Here is a 23,422-nt window from a genome sequence, read left to right as displayed (position 1 = left end):
AAATGCTACGCTTTTTATTTTAGAATTTATTATTAAAAGATTAGGTAACAATTTATTTAGGAAAATATGATATAATTTACTAATGTAAGTGTCGAGTTTATTTAAATTTTTATTAATATTAATGTTAATTTAGAAGGAAATAGAAAAATTAGAGGAAATGGGTATAGGGAATGAGTAATTTGGATAAAGAGTACTTTAATGATGGTTCAATAGCTTTAGAAGAAAAAGATTTAAAGTGTTTTTGGCAAGAGTCTATAAAAAACATTACAATTGGTTTTATGGTTACTATAATGACTTTTGATTTTTTGTATTTGGAATATATTTTGCCTTTAATAGGAGCAGTACTTTTATATATTGGATTTTGTAATTTGAGAAAAGAAAATAAAGCTCTTAATTTAGCTTGGATATTTTCAATAATAAATATGATACTACAAGTATTAAATTTGATATATTTGAATACGCCATTAAATGTTAACTTTAAAAATAGTAGTATATTAGCAGTTATGTCTACAATTTTTCAATTAAGTTTTCTTTTTATTTTTAGATCAGGGATAAAGAAGGTTTTTCATAGAGAAGGGGTTATACCTAAAAAGGATCCTATTTTGAAGATAATTATATGGAAAGTTGTAATAATTATTTGTGCATTAACAGAATTAGGACAAATTTGGCTTATAGCTATCCCGATAATTATTTATTACTTTTATGTATTTAGGTCTCTATATAAATTAAATTATGAACTTAAAGATATTGATTATATATATTCAAATGAAATTAAAATATTCAATAAGAAAAAACTTATTTGGGCATATATGCTATTTTGCACTTTTGTAGTTGGAGTGTGTTGTATATTTTCTAATCATATTAGTCTAGATTCAAATGAAGTTGTTGCTGTTAAGGAGTTTGGAGTTAGAAATATGCTGATTGATAAAGGAATTCCAATTGATATTGTTAAAGATATAGAAGATAAGGATATTAGTAAAATAAAAAACTTTATAAATATTGAAGCTTTTAATGAAGACTTACAATTTAATTCTATATTAAATGATAATGTAATAACTTTGAAAGTAACAACCATATTTTTTGAACTTAACGATAATGAAATGTATGCAATTGAATATTTTAACTGGGGGGAAGAAGGTCCTTATTGGCAAGATGGTTTTGAAATTAGTAATACCTGGCCTTTAGAAGTTGTTAATGGAATACTATTATATGAAAAAGATGGAATTAATTATTCAGCCGAAATACCTAGGTTAAATGGAGGAATGGTTACAAGTGCGGATATATTTGGAGATGAAAGGCAAGAAGAAAAAATTACAGGTGCTATAAGTTATCCTTATAAATCTCAAAAACAAAGAGGGTATATTTTCTATAAAATAGATATTACTCAAGAAACTTTAGCTGGAGCAAATCTAGTAAATTATATGCATTATAATCATCCTTTTAGAATTCCTTATACTGAACCAGAAAAGAAAAGTATAATGTTTAGCAATAACTTAAGACAACATAGGATAAATTTTAGCACTAATCTAAGTAAGGAACTGTTTAGTAATTAAAAAAATTTATTAATTATTGTTATTATGTATGCATAGTTTATTTAATTTAAAATACCTAAGAAATTTATAAATTTAAGAGCTAAAGAATTATATTGTTTAGTATATTAGAGATATATATTATCCTTTGCTGACTTCCTTTTGGGGTTGAGCAATAAAGATAATATATATCCGTAAAATATTTTGATATTCAAAGGATTTGACAATGAAAAGTTTTGACGGTATAATATCAATTACTAAAACGAAAGTATTTGTAGGAGTTGAATATTATGAAAGTTAAACTTATAACTGATTCGGCATGTGATTTATCTTTAAATTATATAAAAGAAAATAATATAGAAGTAGTACCACTTATGGTTAATATAAATGGAGAATTTATACCTGATGACTTAGGACAAACTTTAAAGCATGAAGATTTTTATAAAATGATAAAAGAAGGTGCAATGCCATCTACTACTCAAGTAAATGTAGGAACTTTTTTAGAAGTATTTAAGAAGTATGTAGAGCAAGGAGAGTCGATAATTTATATAGGATTATCTTCAGCATTAAGTGGAACTTATAATAGTGCTTATACTGCTAAAGAAATGATATTAGAAGAATATCCAAATGCAAATATAAAAGTTATTGATTCATTAAGTGTATCTGTTGGAGAAGGTTCTTTAGTTTATAAAGCAAATGAAATGATAAAAAATAATATAGATATTAATGAAATTGTAGAGTATATAGAATCTATTAAAAAGAATGTTATTCATGCAATTACTGTAGATGATTTAAATCACTTAAAAAGAGGGGGACGTATTTCAGGTACAGTAGCAGCAGTGGGAGGATTACTTGGGATAAAACCAACTTTAAAAATAGATAATGATGGAAAGGTTATTCCAGGAGATAAAATAAAGGGAAGAAAAAAAGCTTTAAAATCTTTAGTTCAACAATTAAAAGAAAAAGTAATAAATCCAGAGAATCAAGTAATATTTATATGTCATGCAGATTGTTTAGAAGATGCTGAAGATATAAAAAGAATGATACTTGAGGAAGTTAAAGTTAAAGATGTTATTATTAATTCTATAGGTGCAGTAATAGGAACTCATGGTGGACCTGGAACTTTAGGAGTAGTATTTATAGGAAATCAAAGATAAAAGATTAATCAATTTGTTTTTAACCCCATAAAAACAATGAATTTTAAATAAAGAGTTGCCTTTTGGCAACTTTTTTATTTTTGGTAGAAATTATAGAAAAGTTTATTATTTAGATAACTTTTTATAAAATTTATTCTATACACTTGAACAATTTAATTCTATAAACATACATTGAAATAAAAATATTAGAAATAAAAATATTAGAAATAAAAAAATGAGAATAAAATTCTACAAATAAAATAGTAGTAATAAAAAATACATATTGACAAATAAAACCAAAAGAGTATAATTGAATTAAACATATCGGAATAGTAGGAAAAGCTAAGATGAAGAAAGTAGTGTATTAATGATGCTTACAGAGAGAAGGAATTGCTGAGAGCCTTTAGCAAAGTAATATATGAAGTGCACTTCGGAGTTTAAAGTGTGAAATATTAGTAGCATTTTAACGGATCGCCGTTTATAGCGAGTTATTAAGGTGGAACTATGTTCAATTAGAGTGGAACCGCGGAGTATAACTTCGTCTCTTATAAAGTATAAGGGAGGGAGTTTTTTTGTATATAAATTTCCTTAAGTGTACTATATTTAAATCCGATATGACTTTTGATAAATTTAAGGAAATTTAATATTAAAAAAGTGTATATTAAGGCTTTAAGATTTGGGGGGATTTTATGGAGCTAGATTTCAATTTTATTATTAGTAGTTTACCAGATTTTTTTCAAGCAACAGTTGTAACTATAAAATTAGCAGTTATATCGATTATCGTATCTATTTTAATTGGAGTAATAATAGAAATTGCCAGATATTTTAATATAAAATGGTTAAATGTAATATCTAAAGGGTATATAGAATTTTCGAGAAATACACCGCTTTTAATACAAGTATTCTTTCTCTATTATGGATTAACTAAGCTTGGAGTAAAGTTAAGTGGATTTGCTTGTGGGGTAATAGGCTTATCATTTTTAGGTGGAGCTTATATGGCAGAATCCTTTAGGGGAGGAGTAGATGCAGTTGCTAAATCACAGATAGAAAGTGGACAAGCTTTAGGATTAAGTAAAAAACAAATTCTAAAATATATAGTAATGCCAATGAGCTTTTCTATATCAATTCCATCTATAGTAGCAAATTGTATATTCTTAGTAAAGGAAACATCTATCATAGGTTCGATAGCAGTTGCAGAGCTTATGTTTGTTACTAAGGATGTTATAGGGATGTATTATAAAACAAATGAAGCATTAATATTAGTTGTGATATTTTATCTTATAATATTACTTCCGATTTCAATAATCAGTAGGATTCTAGAGAGGAGGTTAAGGCATGGAGAATTTGGGCAATAATATAATTTTTAATGTGGACAATATGAAAAGGCTTATGGAGGGGTTACTAGTAACATTAAATATAGCGATTGTATCTGTTGTTTTATCAACAGTATTAGGATTCGTATTTGGAATAATTATGACAAGTAAAAGAAAGATTTTAAAAGTAATATCAGCTATATATTTAGAAAGTATAAGAATGATTCCATTAATGGTGTGGTTATTTTTGTTTTATTTTGGAGTACCTACACTTTTAAATGTTCATTTAGAATCCACAATAGTTGGATATATTGTTTTTATTTTATGGGGAACAGCAGAAATTGGGGATTTAGTAAGAGGAGCAATTACTTCTATTCCTAAAATATATTATGAATCAGCCATGGCTTTATCTTTAAACAAGATAAAAACTTATAGGTATATTATTATTCCAATTAGTATAAGAAGAGTTCTGCCAGGTATTATAAATTTAAGTACTAGAATGATTAAAACAACAACTTTAATGACTTTAATAGGTTCAGTTGATTTAGTTAAAGTTGGACAGCAAATTATAGAAAGAACAGTCTTAACAGAGCCTTTAGCATCATTTTGGATTTATGGATTATTGCTTATAATATACTTTTTAATTTGTTTTCCAATTTCATTGGGAGCAAAGGCTTTAGAGAAAAAACTAAATTAGGGGGATTTTATGAGTGAAGAAATATTGCTTAAAGTGAAAAATATAAAGAAAAGTTATGGGGAAATAGAAGCATTAAAGGGAATAGACTTAGAAGTGAGAAAAGGCGAAGTAGTAGTAATTTTGGGACCTTCAGGTTGTGGTAAAAGTACATTTTTGAGATGTCTAAATGGATTGGAAGATATAACTGAAGGAGAAATCATCTTAAACAATTATGGGATTTTAGGTAAAGAGGTAGAATTTGAAAAGGTAAGAGGAACGATAGGAATGGTTTTTCAAAGCTATGAATTATTTCCTCATATGAATGTTATAAATAATATTTTGCTTGGGCCAACTAAAGCTCAAAATAGAAATAAAGAAGAGGTTGAAAAAGAGGCAGATGAACTTTTAAAAAGAGTTGGATTGTTTAATAGAAAATATGCTTATCCAAGAGAACTTTCAGGGGGTCAAAAGCAAAGGATAGCAATAGTTAGAGCTTTGTGTATGAATCCAGAAATAATGCTTTTTGACGAAGTTACAGCAGCTTTAGATCCAGAAATGGTTAGAGAAGTTTTAATGGTATTATTAGAACTTGCTCAAAATGGTATGACTATGGTTGTAGTTACTCATGAATTAGAATTTGCAAAACATGTAGCAGATAAAATTGTATTTATGGAAGAAGGTAAAATAGTGGAAGTATCTTCTCCAAAAGAGTTTTTTGAAAATCCAAAGACAGAAAGAGCAAAAAGCTTTTTATCGTCATTTGATTTATATAAATAATAAAAAGGAAGGGGTAAATAAAATGAAAAAACTTCTATCATTAATTTTAACATTAGTAATAGTATTGGGGGCTTTAGTTGGATGTGGAAGTAAATCAGAAGAAAGTAAGTCATCAATAGATGCAATTAAAGAAGCTGGAAAAATAAGAATTGGAGTATTTAGCGATAAGCCACCATTTGGTTATGTAGACGAAAAAGGAGCAAACCAAGGGTATGACGTTTATTTAGCAAAGAGATTAGCTAAGGATTTATTAGGGGATGAAAATAAGATTGAATTTGTATTAGTTGAAGCTGCAAATAGAGTAGAATATTTGCAATCAAACAAAGTTGATATAATTTTAGCTAACTTTACAGTTACACCAGAAAGAAAAGAAAAAGTAGATTTTGCAACTCCATATATGAAGGTTTCATTAGGAGTGGTTTCACCAGATGGAGCACCGATAAAATCAGTAGATGACTTAAAAGGTAAGAAATTACTTGTAAATAAGGGAACAACAGCAGAAAGCTATTTTACAAAGAATTATCCTGATATTGAACTAGTTAAATTTGAACAAAATACTGAAACATTTGCTGCATTAAAAGATGGAAGAGGAGCTGCATTAGCTCATGATAATACTTTATTATTTGCTTGGGCAAGAGAAAATGAAGGTTATGACACTTATATTTCAAGTCTAGGAGAAGAAGATGCAATAGCTCCAGCTGTTAAAAAAGGAAATGCAGAGTTATTAGAATGGGTTAATAATGAAATAGATACACTTATTAAAGAAGGATTCTTTAAAGAAGCTTATGATGTAACACTTGCACCAGTTTATGGAGACACTGTAAAACCAGAAACGGTAATATTTAAATAATGAAAAAATGAAAAATTAAGGAAATAATTCTCCTACGTGAAATTATGAAGAATTATTAAAAGTAATTTACACTAATTGAATGTTAGTTCACGAAATACTAGTTGAATAATTAGTAAAGTGTAGAGTTCTAAATTTGGATTTAATATAAAAACCCATCTACTAAAGGGTGTCTTAAGTAGATGGGTTTATTAATATATGGAAGAGCTACTGTGTAAAAGTCTTGGTTAACTTGCTGTGCTAAAAGAGACTAACAACGAATAATTATAAATCTATGTATAAGATCATTACATATAACTTATGGGGTATATTTCCATAGGGTGGTTGTATAAAATGAATATTTTTATAAATAAATTAAAAAATTATATATTTTTATTAAAAGGCATTTCTTGGTAAATAAAACCAGAAACATGTAATAGTATTTGAATATAAATAATAATATATAATGATAACATTTTTTAGGAGAGAGTTATATGGCTAGGACTTATTCTTATTCAGCAAATTTTGATGCTGAAACTGAAGAGCTTTTTAAGAGAGCTGTTTTTCTTGGAGAGGGTCATAATGGTATTGTTTATGAACTACCTGATAATAAAGCAGTAAAGATATTTCAAGAATCGAAATGTTGCAAAGAAGAAGGGGAGATACTTAAAAAAGTAAGTAGATCTAAGTATTTTCCAAAGGTATATAATATAGGTGAGTTTTATATAGTGAGAGATAAAGTTGAAGGACATAGGTTAGATCATTATATCAAGAAAAAAGGTTTTAATTATGAAATTGCAGAAAATCTATATTATTTAATAGAAGAATTTAAAAGACTTAAGTTCACTAAATTAGATGCTAGATGTAGAGATATTTACATAACAAGGGATAATAAGGTTATGGTTATAGATCCAAAACAGTGCTATAAAAGAAAGGTACACTATCCAAGGCACCTAATGAAGGGACTTGATAAAATCGGAGTTTTAGAAAGTTTTTTAGAGGATATTAGATTAATTGATAAAAAGACTGCAAGAGAGTGGGAAAAGAAATATAATCAATACTTACAAAATGATGAATTATAGTAAAGAGAGTCTAGACAGGCTCTTTTTTATTTTATTAAAGAATTTCATACTGGGATATATAAAGATTAAAACAATTATGAAAAAAACTCCTTTTGATAATCAATTACTTTCGGTACTAATTAAAAATCAAAAGGAGAAATTTAAATGGATAGTTATAGTTTATCATATAACAATAAGGATTGTAAAAAAAATTTCAAAGTTAAATTATTTTAATATATATATAATATTAAAAAGTAAAGTAGTAATAGTAAAATTTACAATAGATAAAATATTAAAAGTAAAAATAATTACTTTTAAATGATTACACAAACAAATAAATATTGAAAATTATGGTCAAAGTGGTATAATAATAATGAAAATGTGATAATGATTATTAGTTGCTAGAAAATGTTATTTCTTTCATAAAAACCTAGATATATGTCGATTTATGAATAAATTATTATCCATAAGATATAATATAAAGGTATAGATATAGGTGAAGGAAATTAAACATTTCAAATATAAGGAGGAAAAAGTAATGAAAAATTATTGTGAAATAGTAGACGTTGTAGCAAGACAAATTCTTGACTCAAGATGTTTCCCTACAGTAGAAGTTGAAGTATATTTAGAAGATGGTACTGTAGGAAGAGCATCAGTTCCATCAGGAGCATCAACTGGTATGTATGAAGCAGTTGAATTAAGAGATGGAGATAAAGATAACTACCTAGGAAAAGGTGTTTTAAAGGCTGTTCAAAACGTAAATGATACAATTGCTGAAGAATTAATTGGATGCAACGTATATGATCAACCATATATAGATAAAATGCTTATCGAATTAGATGGAACTCCAAACAAAGCAAAATTAGGTGCTAACGCTATATTAGGTGTTTCACTTGCTGTTGCTAATGCAGCTGCAAAGTCATTAGACTTACCATTATACCAATATGTAGGTGGAGTAAATGCAAAAGTTTTACCAGTACCTATGATGAACATAATCAATGGTGGATCACATGCTGATAACTCAGTTGATTTACAAGAATTCATGGTTATGCCAGTTGGAGCTAAGACATTTAGCGATGCATTAAAGATGTGTGCTGAAGTTTACCATACATTAAAGAAAACACTACATGATAAAGGATATTCAACAGCTATCGGTGATGAAGGTGGATTTGCTCCAGACCTTAAGTCAAACGAAGAAGCTATTGAAGTTATTATAGAAGCTATAACTAAAGCTGGTTACAAAGCTGGAGAAGATATGTTCATTGCTATCGATGCTGCTTCATCAGAATACTACAAAGATGGAAAGTATGTATTAGAACATGAAGGAAAAACTTTAACTGCAGCTGAAATGGTTGACTTCTTAGAAAACTGGGTTAACAAATACCCAATTATCTCAATCGAAGATGGTATGGCTGAAGAAGACTGGGAAGGTTGGAAGCTAATAACTGAAAGATTAGGTAAGAAAGTTCAATTAGTTGGTGATGACTTATTTGTTACTAACACTGAAAGATTAGAAAGAGGAATCGACATGGGAGTTGGTAACTCAATCCTAATCAAGTTAAACCAAATCGGTACTTTAACAGAAACTTTAAATGCTATCGAAATGGCTAACAGAGCTGGTTATACAGCAGTTATTTCTCACAGATCTGGTGAAACAGAAGATACAACAATCGCTGATTTAGTTGTAGCTGTTAATGCTGGTCAAATCAAGACTGGTGCTCCTGCAAGATCAGAAAGAGTTGCTAAGTACAACCAATTAATAAGAATTGAAGAAGAATTAGACGATGTAGCTGAATACAGAGGAAGAAAAGCATTCTTCAACATTAAGAAGTAATTAAACTTTAATAAATGAGGATAAGATTTTATAATCTTATCCTTATTTTTTATAAGGTAGAATTTTGTAACTATTGACTTGTAATGTGTCATTTAATATGATAATATAAAGTTATGTAAATATGACCGTTTTGAGTAACCATGGGAGGTATATAAAAATGAAAGATGTTTTATTAGTATTAGAAGTAATCTTAGGGTTAGCAATTATAGTATCAGTATTATTACAACCAAGTAAAACAGATGCATTAAGTGGACTTATTCAAGGAAGCAAAAATGAAACTTTCTTTTCAAAGAATAAAGCTAGAACAAAGGAAGCTATGTTATTAAAAGTAACAATTATAACAATGACTTTATTTGCTGTGAATACAGTAGTATTAAACTTAATATAATGTTATAACAAGAGCTGCTTTTCATAATAGGTAGCTCTTTATATTTATTTGCTACTTAAAATAGAAGGAGTGTTTTTATGGGTATATTTAATGGATTAATGGGAAATGCTTCAGAAGTTAATTTAGAAGCTTTAAAAAAGGAATATGGAAAAATATTAACATCAACTGAAACTATAGAAAAAGCTTATAAGTTAGTAAGAGACATGTTTATTTTCACAAATAAGAGACTTATTTTAGTTGATAAGCAAGGAATGACAGGAAAGAAGACTGAATATCATTCAATTCCATACAAATCAATAACTCATTTTAGCATTGAAACTGCTGGACATTTTGACTTAGATGCAGAATTAAAGATATGGATTTCAGGAACAGCTCTGCCAATAGAAAAGCAATTTAATAGTAGCTTGAGCATTTATGAGTTACAGACTGTACTTGCAGAATATTGCCTAAGATAAATGGGAAAAGTGAAAGAAAAAAAGCGTGAAATAGTATAAGAAATAATTCACCTTCGCTGAGTTATGGAGAAGGGGTTGCTTGTAGGATAAACCTACAATAATCAGAGCATTAAGAGATAATTTATAATTGATAATTGGTGTGGACAATTGACAATGATGGTTGTTGAATGTCCATTTTTTTGATTTAATATATATTGGTAATTAAATCATTTATAGGAAAATTAGTAAGGTGAATAGGAAAGTACTTTGAAGTTGTGTAATATAAAGAGAAGATGGATAAACTAGAGAATAGTGAAGAGTGAAAATAAAGAGTGAAAAGTTGAGAAAATGATTTAGACGAGCTGAATTATAGAAAATGAAAGAATTAATTATATATGTTCTGTAGTTTTATAAATTATATAGATTTAAGAATTTACATATAATAAATATATAAACTATCAAAAGAGCAAGATTAAAATAGATTTAAAGTATATGGAGGAAACGTATATATGGGAATTAAACAAACGTTATTAAGTTTTATGAGAGAGGAAGCATACAGGCCAATGGATATCCAAGAGTTGGTTGCAGTATTTGATATAAATCCTGATGAATATAAATCCTTTAAAAAGGTTTTGAAATCAATGGAAAGAGAAGGTCTAATTGTTAGAACTAAAAAAGATAAGTTTGGTGTGCCTGAAAGACTTGGATTAATAACTGGTAAGTTACAAGTGCATCAAAAAGGATTTGGATTCTTACTTCCTGAGACAGAAGGAGAAAAGGATGTCTTTATTCCAAGTTCAGCTATGAATGGAGCTATGAATGGAGATAAGGTTTTAGTTCAAATAACAAGAGAAGATTTAAATGGTAAAAAGAGAGAAGGGGAAGTAAGAGAAGTTTTAGAAAGATCTAATAATAAAATCATAGGAGTTTATGAAGATAGTAGAAACTTCGGCTTTGTAGTTCCAGAAGATACAAGATTAAATCAAGATATCTTCATTTCAAAAAAAGATAGAAATGGAGCTAAAGATGGAGATGTAGTAATTTGCGAAATAGTTAAGTGGGCAGATAAAAGAAGAAGTCCAGAAGGAATAGTTAAAGAAGTATTAGGTAGAAAGGGAGATAAGGGATTAGATATTCTTACAATAATTAAGAAGTATGGATTACCAGAAGAGTTCTCAGAAAAGGTTCTTAATTATGCAGAAAACATTGAAGAGGAAATAGAAGATAAAGAATATGCAAGAAGAAAAGACCTTAGAAATTTAAGAATGGTAACAATAGATGGCGAAGATGCTAAGGATTTAGATGATGCTGTTTCAATAGAAAGACTTGATAATGGCAAATTTAGATTAGGAGTTCATATTGCAGACGTATCTCATTATGTAAGAGAAAAGAATCCTCTAGATAAAGAAGCACTAAAAAGAGGTACTTCAGTATATCTAATAGATAGAGTAATTCCAATGTTACCTAAGAAATTATCAAATGGTATTTGTTCATTAAATCCTAAGGTAGATAGATTAGCTTTAAGCTGCTTTATGGTTATTGATAAGAATGGAAAAGTAATTCAACATGAAATCGAAGAATCAGTTATTAAGACTAGTGAAAGAATGACATATACAGATGTAACAAATATTTTAGAAAATAATGATGAAGAACTTATAAAAAGATATGATTACTTAGTAGATGACTTTAAAGCTATGGAAGAACTATGTAATATTCTTCGTGAAAAGAGAATAAAAAGAGGAGCTATAGATTTTAACTTTGAAGAATCTAAGATAATATTAAATGATTTAGGAAAACCAGTAGATATTAAGCCTTATGATAGAGCTATTGCAAATAGAATAATAGAAGAATTCATGCTTGTATGTAATGAAACAATAGCTGAGCATATGTTCTGGACTAATCTTCCATTTGTATATAGAATTCACGAAGAGCCAGATGAAGAAAAATTAGAAAAATTTAAAGAGTTTGTATATAACTTAGGTTATATCGTAAGATGGGGTCAAGAAGCTCATCCAAGAGCTCTTCAAGATATATTAGAAAAAGTAAAGGGTAAAAAGGAAGAAACAGTAGTAAGTACTCTTTTATTACGTTCAATGATGCAAGCTAAATATTCACCAGAATGTGTAGGACACTTTGGTCTTGCAGCTAAGTATTACTGTCACTTTACATCACCAATAAGAAGATATCCAGATTTGCAAATTCATAGAATTATAAAGGAGCAATTAAACGGAAAGATAGATGAAAAGAGAGCAGGAAGACTTACTAATATAGTTGAAATAGCATCAAAACAATCATCAGAAATGGAAAGATTAGCTCAAGAAGCTGAAAGAGAAGTTGATGATTTAAAGAAAGCAGAATATATGCAAGAAAGAATTGGCGAGGAGTTTTCAGCTATTATATCTTCAGTTACATCCTTTGGTTTATTTGCAGAACTACCAAATACAATAGAGGGATTAATTCATATAACGGCTTTAGATGACGATTACTATATTTATGATGAAGCTCATTTATGCTTAATTGGTGAAAGAACTAAAAAAGTATATAGATTAGGAGACGAAATCAAAGTTAAGTGTACTAGAGTTGATATAGATAATAGAGAAGTATATTTTGATTTAATTGAAGAAGAACAACCTAAAGAAGAAATAGTTCCAAGCGAAAAACTTAGTGAGAAAATTCAAGAAGCAAAAGATGAAATGAAAAGCGAACTAGTTAATGAAGATAATGAAGAGGATAATGAAGAGCTGTAATAAATTGCGAAGTAATTTATCGATGAAAAGTTTAGATGTTTTTGCTACACAAAATTAAAAAAACAGTGTGCGAAGCAGTTTCTATTCAAAAGTCACTTAGTGATTTTTCCTAAATTGTTTCACTTTTTAGTTATTAATTTAAATGATAAACATAAGTTGGCGAAGATAAATAGAATATGTGGAATAAGCATATCTAGTTATCGTAGCCTTTATATTCACAATTTATAAATATTCTGTTATACTAAAAGAAAAATTAAATGAGTGGTGAGAGTATGGTAAGGAAGAAAAATAGTAATACATTAGCTGAAAATAGAAAAGCTAGGCACGATTATTTTGTAGAAGAAACCATAGAAGCTGGAATAGCTTTAGTTGGAACTGAAGTTAAATCAATAAGAGCAGGAAAATGTAATTTACAAGAATCTTATGCAGATGTAGAAAATGGTGAAATTACAATAAAAGGTATGCATATAAGTCCTTATGAACAAGGAAATATATTTAATGTTGATCCGTTAAGGGAAAGAAAGCTTTTACTTCATAAAGAGCAAATATCAAGATTTGCAGGACTAGTATCACAACAAGGATTTACTTTAGTACCATTATCATTATATTTAAAAGATGGTAAGGTAAAGGTCGCACTTGGTTTATGCAGAGGTAAAAAGAATTACGATAAGAGAGATTCTATGTTAGAAAAAGCTCATAAGAGAGATATAGAAAGACAATTAAAAAACTCTACAAGATATTAATAAAAAAGCAACTTTAGAAGACTATAATCTTAATTTTTTATAAAAATAAGATTATAGTCTTATTATTTTGTAGAAAATTTATCAATCTAATAGTAAACTTATATTATATGGAATAAAAATTAAAGAAAAAAGGGTCAAGAGGTATAGTGCTATGTATAATAAAAGTTTATTAATCGAAAACTCCCATAAAAGAAGTGAAGATTACGGAGTTGAAAAAAGTAGTGATCATTCAAAGACTATGTTAAATGGAGAAAAACTTAAAAAGGTACTAGAGATAAATAAAGAGTTAATAGAAATATCTAAGCCATATATAGATATGGTAGTAGAGTCTGTAGAAGACAATGACTTTATTATAATTTTAACAGATAATAATGGATGCATACTTTACATAAAGGGCGCTGATGCTATTAAAGATGAACTAGAGAAATTAAATTTAAAAGTTGGTGCCTATATGGATGAAAAAAATATAGGGACAAATGCAATGGGGACAGCTATAACAGAAAATAGATGTATTCAAATAACTGCAAATGAACATTATGCCACTATATTTCAAAGCTTAACTTGTTCAGCAGCTCCTATTCATAACAGTAAGGGCGAAATAATAGGAACCTTAAATTTAACTGGAAAAAGTAATATGAAGCATCCCCACACCTTAGGGTTAGTTATTTTTGGAGTCACCGCAATAGAAAATGAACTTTACAGAGTAAAAACTAATTATATCTTAAATCAAACCTATAATTATATGAAAACTGTCATAGAAAATGTTGATAAAGGAATAATGATTATTGATATACATGGAAAAATTATAAATATAAATGAATTAGGATTAAATATTTTAGATAAAAGAAATCAAAATTTAATTAATGAATATATAAATCATATAATCCCAAATTTTCAAAACATAGTAGACAGAATATCAAATAATAATGAAACTATAACAAAAGAAATAAAATTAAGCCATGCAAGCAAATATAAAACTGAAATAATTCTTAAAGGGATTAAATGTAACGAAAAAACGATTGGGATTGTAGCAACTTTAACAAAGTTAAAAGAAAATAATAAAGAAAATAATTTTACAGGAGCATTTTTTACTTTTAATGATATTATAGGAGAAAGCGATGCTATAAAAAATGTTATAATAAATTGTAAGATTATAGCTAATAGCCCTTCAACAGTATTAATCCAGGGAGAAAGTGGGACAGGTAAAGAAATATTAGCTCAATCAATTCATAATTATAGTATAAGAAAAAATCATAAATTTATCGCTATAAATTGTGGAGCCATACCTGCTAATATAATTGAAAGTGAGCTTTTTGGATATGAAGATGGAACTTTCACTGGAGGAAAAAAAGGCGGGAAAATAGGGAAAATTGAACTTGCTAATGGTGGAACTTTATTTTTAGATGAAATAGGCGAAATGCCACTTGATATGCAAGTAAAGCTACTTAGAGTATTACAAGAGGGGAGAGTCACTAGACTTGGAGGTAGCAGAGAGATTCCTGTAGATATGAGAGTAATAGCAGCTACAAATAAAAATCTAAAGAATGAAGTTAAAAAAGGAACTTTTAGAGAAGATTTATATTATAGATTATGTGTTATTCCAATAAAACTACCACCTCTTAGAGAAAGAAAAGGCGATATAAGAAAGCTTATAGAATATTTCTTTAGTATGAAATCAATAAAATTAGAAAAGGAAATTCCTGAGATAACTAAAGATTTATTTAATAGATTACAAGGATATAATTGGCCGGGAAATATTAGGCAATTGGAAAACTGTATAGAAAATATAGTGAATTTAAATGGAGAGTTATCAGATGATATATTAGAAGAATCAGAAGAAAAAATAAATGAAATATTAGATATAGATAGCAAAAATATTATTTCAGATGAGTTAAAAGAAGAAACTTTTAACTTAGAGGAAATTGAGAAGGTAACAATAAGAAGCGCTATAGAACATAATAAATATAATATGACTAAAACAGCAAAGGCTTTAGGAATAAGTAGAAATACTCTTTATCTTAAAGTTAAAAAGTATAAGATTGAGATATAGAATTATGTAACAGAATAAGACAATGTCCTAAAATAAAACAGTGATAAATAAATAAACTGTTTTATTTTAGGACATTTTTATTTTGAGTATTTTAGGATTTTGCATAAAGGTTAATGTTTTAACGATATTGTTAAATAAAAAACATTTGGCATGAGTTTTGCTTATTATATTTATGTAAATAAGTAAGAAATAAATTATATAAATTTTAGGAGGTATTATTATGGCTCGTTTTACATTACCAAGAGACTTATATCATGGGGAAGGATCATTAGATGTATTAAAGACATTAAAAGGAAAGAAAGCATTTGTTGTAGTTGGTGGAGGCTCAATGAAGCGCTTTGGATTTTTAGATAAAGTTGAAACATATTTAAAAGAAGCAGGAATGGAAGTTGAACTTTTTGAAGGAGTTGAACCGGATCCATCAGTAGAAACTGTTATGAGTGGAGCAGAAGCAATGAGAAGATTTAAGCCAGATTGGATCGTTGCAATGGGTGGAGGATCACCAATAGATGCTGCAAAAGCAATGTGGATTTTCTATGAATATCCAGACTTTACTTTTGAACAAGCAGTTGTTCCATTTGGATTACCTGAACTTAGACAAAAAGCTAAATTTGTAGCAATTCCATCAACAAGTGGTACAGCTACAGAAGTAACAGCATTTTCTGTTATAACAGATTATAAGGCAAAAATTAAATATCCTCTAGCAGACTTTAACATAACTCCAGATATTGCCATAGTAGATCCAGATTTAGCACAAACAATGCCAGCTAAACTTGTAGCACATACTGGAATGGATGCATTAACTCATGCTATAGAAGCTTATACTGCATCATTAAGATCAAACTTCTCAGATCCATTAGCAATGAAAGCTATTGAAATGGTTAAAGAAAATTTAGTTGCTTCATACAATGGAGACAAGGAAGCTAGAAATTTAATGCATGAAGCTCAATGCTTAGCAGGAATGGCATTCTCTAATGCACTACTTGGAATAGTTCACTCAATGGCTCATAAGACAGGAGCAGTATTCCATATTCCTCATGGATGTGCAAATGCAATCTTCTTACCATTTGTAATTCAATATAACAGAGTTGAATGTGAAGATAGATATGCAGACATAGCTAGAGCATTAAAATTAAAAGGTGAAAATGATACAGAGTTAACAGATTCATTAATAGAAATGATTAATGATTTAAATACAGAGTTAAATATTCCACATACAGTAAAAGAATATGGAGTAACAGAAGAAGACTTTAAAGCTAATCTAGAGTTTATTTCTCATAATGCAGTTTTAGATGCATGTACTGGATCTAATCCAAGAGAAATTGACGATGCAACAATGGAAAAATTATTTGAATGCACATATTATGGAACTAAAGTTAATTTCTAAAATACTTTAAGTTTTATAAGTTAATAGATTGATTTTTTAGGTTATCTTAAACTGAAATAATTTTCTTTTTGAGGTAACCTTAATTTGAGAAAGTAAATAAATATAATTTAGATAAAAATAAGATAGTAAATAAAAATAAGATGATTAATAAAACAATGCAATCAAAAAAACAATATTTACTAATAAATAACAATATTTACATTAAATAATTGTGTGAATATTTAAAAAATGGTAAGATAAGATTGATATGAAAATAAGCCAGGGGGGAACAATCATGTATAAGATAGTTAATAAAAGAGAACTTACTGACAATATATATCTTATGGATATAGAAGCGCCAAGAGTTGCTAAATCTGCTAAGCCAGGTCAATTTATAATTATTAAAAATAATGAAAAAGGGGAAAGAATTCCTCTAACAATAGCTGATTATGATAAAGTTAAAGGAACTGTTACTATAGTATTCCAAGCTGTAGGAAGAGGGACAAAAGAATTAGCTAATTTTGAAGAAGGAGATTATGTAAGTGATTTTGTTGGGCCTTTAGGACAACCAAGTGAATTTATACATGAAGACCTAGAAGAGCTTAAAAATAAGAACATAATATTTATAGCAGGTGGTGTGGGGGCAGCACCGGTATATCCTCAAGTTAAATGGATGCATGAAAATGGTATTGCTTGTGATGTAATAGTTGGTAGTAGAACTAAGGACTTATTAATATTAGAAGATGAAATGAGAAAAGTTGCAGGCAATTTATATATAGCAACAGATGATGGAACATATGGATTTAATGGTAGAGTAACAGATTGTTTAAAGCACTTAGTTGAAGAAAAAGGTAATAAATATGATCATGCTATAGTAATTGGGCCTATGATAATGATGAAATTTATGGCTATGCTAACTAAGGAATTAAATATACCAACAACAGTAAGCTTAAATCCAATAATGGTAGATGGAACTGGAATGTGTGGAGCATGCAGAGTTACTGTAGGAGGAAAGGTAAAATTTGCATGTGTTGATGGACCAGAATTTGATGGACACTTAGTTGATTTTGATGAATCAATGAGAAGACAAGCAATGTATAAGAGTGAAGAAGGAAGAGCTCAGCTAAAAATTGAAGAAGGGGACACTCATAATCACGGCGGTTGTGGATGCAAGGTGGAATAGTTATGAATATGCAAGATAGAATGAAAAGAATACCTGTTTCAGAACAAGCTCCAGAAGTAAGAGCAAAAAACTTTGAAGAAGTATGTTTAGGATATATAGATGAAGAAGCAATAAAAGAAGCAAATAGATGTTTAACTTGTAAAAATCCAAAATGCGTAGATGGATGCCCGGTATCAATAAATATTCCAGGTTTTATAGAATACATGAAAAGTGGAGAATTTGAAAAAGCAGCTAAAGAAGTAGCTAAATATAGCGCATTACCAGCTGTTTGTGGTAGAGTATGCCCACAAGAAAGTCAATGTGAAGGTAAATGTGTATTAGGAATTAAAGGAGAGCCAGTTTCAATTGGTAAGTTAGAAAGATTTATAGCAGACTGGTCAAGAAAAAATAACGTAGAATTAGCAGAGAGAGAAGAAGATAAAAATAAAAAGGTAGCAGTTATAGGTAGTGGTCCAGCTGGATTAACTTGTGCAGGAGATTTAGCTAAAAAGGGATATGATGTAACTATTTTTGAGGCTTTGCATGAGCCAGGTGGAGTTTTGGTTTATGGAATTCCTGAATTTAGACTACCTAAAGATGATGTAGTAAGAGCTGAAATTGATAATATAAAGAAGCTTGGAGTGAAGATTGAAACTAATGTTATCATAGGGAGAACTATAACTATAGACGAGCTTATAGAAGATGAAGGATTTGAAGCAGTATTTATAGGATCAGGAGCAGGACTTCCTAAGTTTATGGGAATTCCAGGTGAAAACGCAAATGGAGTTTTATCTGCAAACGAGTTCTTAACAAGAGTAAACTTAATGAAGGCATTTAAAGAAGAATATCATACGCCAGTTAGGGTAGGAAAAAAGGTAGCTATAGTAGGTGGCGGAAATGTTGCTATGGATGCAGCAAGAACTGCTTTAAGACTAGGATCAGAAGCTCATATTGTCTATAGAAGAAGTGAATCTGAGCTTCCAGCAAGAGTTGAAGAAGTACATCATGCTAAAGAAGAAGGTGTAATCTTTGATATATTAACTAATCCAACAGAAATTTTAGTAGATGAAAATGGTTGGGTAAAGGGAATGAAATGTGTTCAAATGGAGCTTGGTGAACCAGATGAATCAGGAAGAAGAAAGCCAGTAGTTAAGGAAGGTTCAGAATATGTTATGGATGTTGATACAGTAATTATGTCACTTGGAACTTCACCAAACCCACTTATATCATCAACAACAAAAGGTCTTGAAACTAATAAGTGGAAATGTATAGTTGCAGATGAACATGGACTTACAACAAAAGAGGGAGTTTATGCAGGTGGAGATGCTGTAACTGGAGCAGCAACTGTTATTTTAGCAATGGGAGCTGGTAAAAAGGCAGCTGAGGCTATAGATGAATATTTAAGTAAATAATATTAAAGAGTTATTTTCGATGAAATTTATTAGGCTTGATAGTCTAATATGTTAGGAAATAACTCTTTTCCTATATAGTAATCCTTGATTATGTTAATAAATAATAAACTTTGTTAAATAAATGTAAATATTGTACATTTTTTTGAGTAATTTTAGGTTGAAATATAGTATAATTCAATAGAGTAATCTTTGTATAAAATATAAAGATAAAGGTTAAATATTGTTTAAATATAAATGTTTATTTTTATACCATATAAAAGGTTACTATAAATTATTAATGGGGTTATTACAATAATTATACGAAAGAGAGGAATTTTCATGTACTTATCAAAATTTACTGATTACTCATTTAGAGCTTTAGTATATTTAGCTGAGAATAGAGACAAGCTATGTACTGTTGAAGAGTTAGCAAAAAAGTTAGAGATTTCAGAGCATCATTTAAAGAAAATAATACACAAACTTGCTAAAACAGATTTAGTTATATCTATGAAAGGTAGAACTGGTGGATTAAAGTTAGGCTTAGAGCCTCAAGATATAAATTTAGGTGAAGTTGTTCGTATAACAGAGGATAACCTAAATATTGCACAATGCTTTAGTAAGGAAGATTGCTGCCCATTTATAACTACAGGCTGTAAGTTAAAAGGAATAATGAGTGAATCTTTAAGTGCATTTCTTCATGAATTTTCAAGGTATACATTACAAGATTTGCTTAAATAAAAGTTAAAAAGTCCAATTGTTAAAATTATAATGTGAGAAATAGGCTTTAAGTTAAATTTAAATTTAACTTTAGCCTATTTTATTTTAATAAATTATTTTAAAGAAACTATGTAAAATTCAGAAGTATCATTGCTCCAACCTAAATCAAAAGGCATTTTAAACTTATCAATAGAATTAGAATTAACTAAAGGATATCCAGCATTATCAAATCCTGTGATTATAGCACTATGTTCAATATAATCACCTTGCTTATATATAACTAAATCCCCTAGGTTTATTTCATTACTTGCTGTAGACATACTATCTAAAATTTCATTAAAAGATCCTGAAAAAGTTATAAATGCTTTATTACTAGATAGAAGATATTCTAAAAGTTTAGCAGAATTAACCCAAGTTTCGCTTGCCATTACTCCTTTAGATTCATTAAATTTATAAGACCAATCTTTATCTTGTGGTATCCCACCACCTTCAAGGCTATCAGCTAAGCATTGAGATATAAAATTAGTAGAATTTCCAGAGCCAGCAACATAAGTATAATAATTTGAATTATATTTACTATCTAAGTTAGTTGAAAAAGATATTCCAGAATACTTATCAGCATAATTTACAGCGGCGTTTCTATTATAAGTAGAGCTATTTTCAGGCGTGGAATTAATTTTAAAGTTTAAATTATAAGCCCTATATTTAGTTATTGGAATATTCTTTTCAGTTAAATTAAAATCATATTCGTCTAGACCACCCTCAAAGCAATCTTGATAGTAATCCTTACTAACTATAAAAGAGTTGCCAAATTTTTTTAGCTCTAATGTATGTATTAAAGAAACACCAAAGCTATTAACTTTTTCAGCTGCATCATTGTATATGTAATCAAATTTATATTCTTCACTTAACGTTAGACTATATGTGTTATCTTCTTCTTTTAAAGATGATATTTTAGGTGTAGATTCTATATTTTTAAAGCTTATATTTCTTGCACTTGCCCAATCCCTTAAAAAAGCAATCCTTTTAAACTCATGCTTTAATGAGTAACTACTAAAGGTTTGAGAAGTATCATAAAATTTATAAAGATCTTCAACATTACCAGTAGTAAAAGATTTATTACGAGTACTATATAAATCATTCAAAAATGAGATTATAGAAGATTCTAAATTTTCATCACCATCTGTTATAAAGGTACCAACATTTGCAATTGGTTCACCTTCATATACTTCACTAAAAAATACAGAAGGAACAAAAGATGAGCTTGAGGTCTTAGAAATAAAAAATACAAAATTACTTATAAGAAAAATTGGAAACAGTATATAACTACTTGCTTTTAATATCTTTTTTTTATCTATATCTTTAAAGATATTTCGCATATGAAAAACCTCCCTATTAGTGACCATATAAAATATAATCAAGCTTTCTCGTCTTTTAAAATAATACACATTATAAAATACAAGAATTTAATAATAGTAGTATGTGCAGTTAGAAAAAAAATATTATGATAAATGAAATAATGAAAAAATGAAAGAATTAAGGAAATAATTCAAACAAGCTGAATTATGAAAAGTGAAGAATTAAAGAGTTAAAAGGTGAAAGAATTGAGGGAATAATTCAGATGAGCATAAATGCAATGGATAATTGGTAATAGATGGTTAAGGAAATAATTCAAACAAGCTGAATTATGAAAAGTTAAAGTATAGGGTTAATACATAATTGAGAGTTTAAGTCTTGATAGAAAATATTAGTAATATAATATATAATTGAAATGAGCAAATAAAAGGTATAAATGAGTTGGAGGGATAGTTAATGATTAATATTGGTGTTATAGGAACTAATTTTATAACTGAATGGTTAATAGCTGGAGCAAGGGAAGTTGAAGGTGTAAATATATCTGCTGTTTATTCAAGAACTGAAGAAAGAGCAAGGGAGTTTGCGAATAAGTTTAATATAGAAAATATATTTACAGACTTAGAGGAAATGGCTAAGAGTGACTTAATAGATGCTGTGTATATAGCTTCACCTAATTCTTTGCATGCTGAGCAAGCTATATTGTTTTTAAATCATAAAAAGCATGTGCTTGGAGAAAAGGCTTTTGCTTCAAATACCAAGGAAGCTGATGCAATGATAAAAGTAGCAAAGGAAAATGATGTTGTCTTAATGGAGGCAATGAAAACGACATTACTTCCAAACTTTAGAGTTATTAAAGATAATCTTCATAAGATTGGTAAGGTTAGAAAGTATTTTGCAAGCTACTGTCAATACTCTTCAAGATATGATAAATATAAGGCTGGGGAAGTGTTAAATGCTTTTAAGAAAGAACTATCAAATGGAGCTATTATGGACATAGGAGTTTACTGTATAGCACCAATGGTGAATCTTTTTGGAAAGCCGAATACAGTAAAAGCTAATGGAATAATGCTAGAAACTGGAGTCGATGGAGAAGGTAGCGTTGTCTTTGGATATGATGATATGGAGGGAGTTGTAATATACTCTAAGATAAGTAATTCATATCTTCCATCAGAAATCCAAGGGGAAGAGGGTAGCATTATAATAGACAGAATTAATACATTTAATAATGTGAAAATAATATATAGAGATGGTAGAGAAGAAGATTTAACATTAGAACATAAAGAAGCAAATATGTGCTATGAAGTAGAAGAATTTGTTAACTTAATTAAAAATGGAGAAAGAGAATCTAAGATTAATTCATTAGAAGTTTCTAGAAATGTGGTTGAAGTTATTGAAGAGGCAAGAAAGCAAATTGGAGTAGTTTATCCTGCTGATAATAATTAAGAAATGAAAAAATGATAGAATTAATACTATATAGACTTGAAGATGTACATGGAAAATTTTTTGAATCAAAAGTATTTGAAAATCTAAATCCAGAGAAGGTAGAAGAATTTGATAAGTAATTTTCTTATATGAAAAAATTAATATTACCGGGACAATGGAAATAGTGTTTATATAGGTTTCCTATTACAGTGAAGAATATTATTTAGAAATTGGTTACAAAATAAGCAAACTTATATATAACTACTTTTTACTAAGAAATTAATTATAAAAATAGTAATATAAGAAGCTTTTTCCCTTAATGCTAATAAGATTAGGTTTAAATTAAGTGAAATTTGTTATAATATAAGTATGTAGAAATTATGTATTATACAAAGTTAAATTTAGATTATAAGAAAAGCTTGATTTTCTTTTTGATGTTAGTTTGTTTATTTCTAAATTAATAGTGATAATCTAATTATAAGTTTTAAAAATTT

19 protein-coding genes and 1 other annotated feature are annotated in these 23,422 nt (G+C 28.5%); of the genes, 18 read left to right on the top strand and 1 reads right to left on the bottom strand.

Annotation, left to right across the window (positions count from 1 at the left end; translation table 11 throughout):
• The first annotated feature begins 170 nt into the window (after nucleotides 1-170).
• The 17 genes from J7M87_RS18010 (at nucleotide 171) to J7M87_RS17930 (ending at nucleotide 20,171) form a co-directional block, all read left to right on the top strand.
• Entirely contained in the window at nucleotides 171-1,553 is a 1,383-nt protein-coding gene (locus J7M87_RS18010) for a hypothetical protein (protein ID WP_291653230.1), read from the top strand.
• 266 nt (nucleotides 1,554-1,819) lie between these two features.
• Nucleotides 1,820-2,686, top strand: coding sequence for a DegV family protein (locus J7M87_RS18005; protein WP_291653227.1), 867 nt, complete (start codon nucleotides 1,820-1,822; stop codon nucleotides 2,684-2,686).
• Nucleotides 2,687-3,000: 314 nt separating this feature from the next.
• Nucleotides 3,001-3,214, top strand: a binding site (T-box leader).
• Between the two features lie 140 nt (nucleotides 3,215-3,354).
• Nucleotides 3,355-4,020, top strand: coding sequence for an amino acid ABC transporter permease (locus J7M87_RS18000; RefSeq protein WP_291653225.1), 666 nt, complete (start codon nucleotides 3,355-3,357; stop codon nucleotides 4,018-4,020).
• Nucleotides 4,001-4,675: an amino acid ABC transporter permease gene (locus J7M87_RS17995; protein WP_291653222.1), complete on the top strand. Its 675-nt coding sequence runs from the start codon at nucleotides 4,001-4,003 to the stop codon at nucleotides 4,673-4,675. Before J7M87_RS18000 ends, J7M87_RS17995 begins: the two co-directional genes overlap by 20 nt.
• A gap of 9 nt (nucleotides 4,676-4,684) precedes the next feature.
• Nucleotides 4,685-5,431 carry an amino acid ABC transporter ATP-binding protein gene (locus J7M87_RS17990; RefSeq protein WP_291653221.1) on the top strand — a complete coding sequence of 249 codons (747 nt, stop codon included), beginning with the start codon at nucleotides 4,685-4,687 and terminating at the stop codon, nucleotides 5,429-5,431.
• A gap of 22 nt (nucleotides 5,432-5,453) precedes the next feature.
• Entirely contained in the window at nucleotides 5,454-6,281 is an 828-nt protein-coding gene (locus J7M87_RS17985) for a cysteine ABC transporter substrate-binding protein (RefSeq protein WP_291653220.1), read from the top strand.
• A 470-nt stretch (nucleotides 6,282-6,751) separates the two neighbouring features.
• A complete protein-coding gene (locus tag J7M87_RS17980; RefSeq protein ID WP_291653219.1) occupies nucleotides 6,752-7,339 on the top strand; it encodes a protein kinase in 588 nt (195 codons plus the stop codon).
• 517 nt (nucleotides 7,340-7,856) lie between these two features.
• Nucleotides 7,857-9,152 carry a phosphopyruvate hydratase gene (eno, locus tag J7M87_RS17975; RefSeq protein WP_291653218.1) on the top strand — a complete coding sequence of 432 codons (1,296 nt, stop codon included), beginning with the start codon at nucleotides 7,857-7,859 and terminating at the stop codon, nucleotides 9,150-9,152.
• Nucleotides 9,153-9,309: 157 nt separating this feature from the next.
• Entirely contained in the window at nucleotides 9,310-9,540 is a 231-nt protein-coding gene (gene secG, locus J7M87_RS17970; protein WP_291653217.1) for a preprotein translocase subunit SecG, read from the top strand.
• Between the two features lie 77 nt (nucleotides 9,541-9,617).
• On the top strand, nucleotides 9,618-9,995 hold the full coding sequence (locus tag J7M87_RS17965; protein ID WP_291653214.1) for a PH domain-containing protein: 378 nt from the start codon (nucleotides 9,618-9,620) through the stop codon (nucleotides 9,993-9,995).
• A 488-nt stretch (nucleotides 9,996-10,483) separates the two neighbouring features.
• Nucleotides 10,484-12,721, top strand: coding sequence for a ribonuclease R (gene rnr, locus J7M87_RS17960; protein WP_291653212.1), 2,238 nt, complete (start codon nucleotides 10,484-10,486; stop codon nucleotides 12,719-12,721).
• 272 nt (nucleotides 12,722-12,993) lie between these two features.
• Nucleotides 12,994-13,464, top strand: coding sequence for an SsrA-binding protein SmpB (gene smpB, locus J7M87_RS17955; protein ID WP_291653210.1), 471 nt, complete (start codon nucleotides 12,994-12,996; stop codon nucleotides 13,462-13,464).
• Nucleotides 13,465-13,615: 151 nt separating this feature from the next.
• Entirely contained in the window at nucleotides 13,616-15,514 is a 1,899-nt protein-coding gene (locus J7M87_RS17950) for a sigma 54-interacting transcriptional regulator (protein ID WP_291653208.1), read from the top strand.
• 220 nt (nucleotides 15,515-15,734) lie between these two features.
• Nucleotides 15,735-16,901, top strand: a complete 1,167-nt coding sequence (locus tag J7M87_RS17945; protein WP_291653206.1) for an iron-containing alcohol dehydrogenase — start codon at nucleotides 15,735-15,737, stop codon at nucleotides 16,899-16,901.
• Between the two features lie 274 nt (nucleotides 16,902-17,175).
• Nucleotides 17,176-18,063 carry a sulfide/dihydroorotate dehydrogenase-like FAD/NAD-binding protein gene (locus tag J7M87_RS17940; RefSeq protein ID WP_291653204.1) on the top strand — a complete coding sequence of 296 codons (888 nt, stop codon included), beginning with the start codon at nucleotides 17,176-17,178 and terminating at the stop codon, nucleotides 18,061-18,063.
• Nucleotides 18,064-18,065: 2 nt separating this feature from the next.
• Entirely contained in the window at nucleotides 18,066-19,454 is a 1,389-nt protein-coding gene (gene gltA, locus J7M87_RS17935; RefSeq protein ID WP_291653202.1) for an NADPH-dependent glutamate synthase, read from the top strand.
• Between the two features lie 318 nt (nucleotides 19,455-19,772).
• On the top strand, nucleotides 19,773-20,171 hold the full coding sequence (locus J7M87_RS17930; protein ID WP_291653199.1) for an Rrf2 family transcriptional regulator: 399 nt from the start codon (nucleotides 19,773-19,775) through the stop codon (nucleotides 20,169-20,171).
• A gap of 92 nt (nucleotides 20,172-20,263) precedes the next feature.
• Here J7M87_RS17930 and J7M87_RS17925 read toward each other — a convergent pair whose 3' ends face one another.
• The gene (locus J7M87_RS17925; protein WP_291653197.1) at nucleotides 20,264-21,529 is read right to left on the bottom strand and encodes an amidase domain-containing protein; all 1,266 of its coding nucleotides are present in this window, start codon (nucleotides 21,527-21,529) and stop codon (nucleotides 20,264-20,266) included.
• A 433-nt stretch (nucleotides 21,530-21,962) separates the two neighbouring features.
• Here J7M87_RS17925 and J7M87_RS17920 point away from each other — a divergent pair, with 433 nt between their 5' ends.
• On the top strand, nucleotides 21,963-22,949 hold the full coding sequence (locus J7M87_RS17920; protein WP_291653195.1) for a Gfo/Idh/MocA family oxidoreductase: 987 nt from the start codon (nucleotides 21,963-21,965) through the stop codon (nucleotides 22,947-22,949).
• Nucleotides 22,950-23,422: the final 473 nt, after the last annotated feature.

It is taken from the genome of Clostridium sp. (genome assembly GCF_017888565.1).
Taxonomy (GTDB): domain Bacteria; phylum Bacillota; class Clostridia; order Clostridiales; family Clostridiaceae; genus Clostridium.
This window is presented reverse-complemented; position numbering and strand designations above follow the sequence as displayed.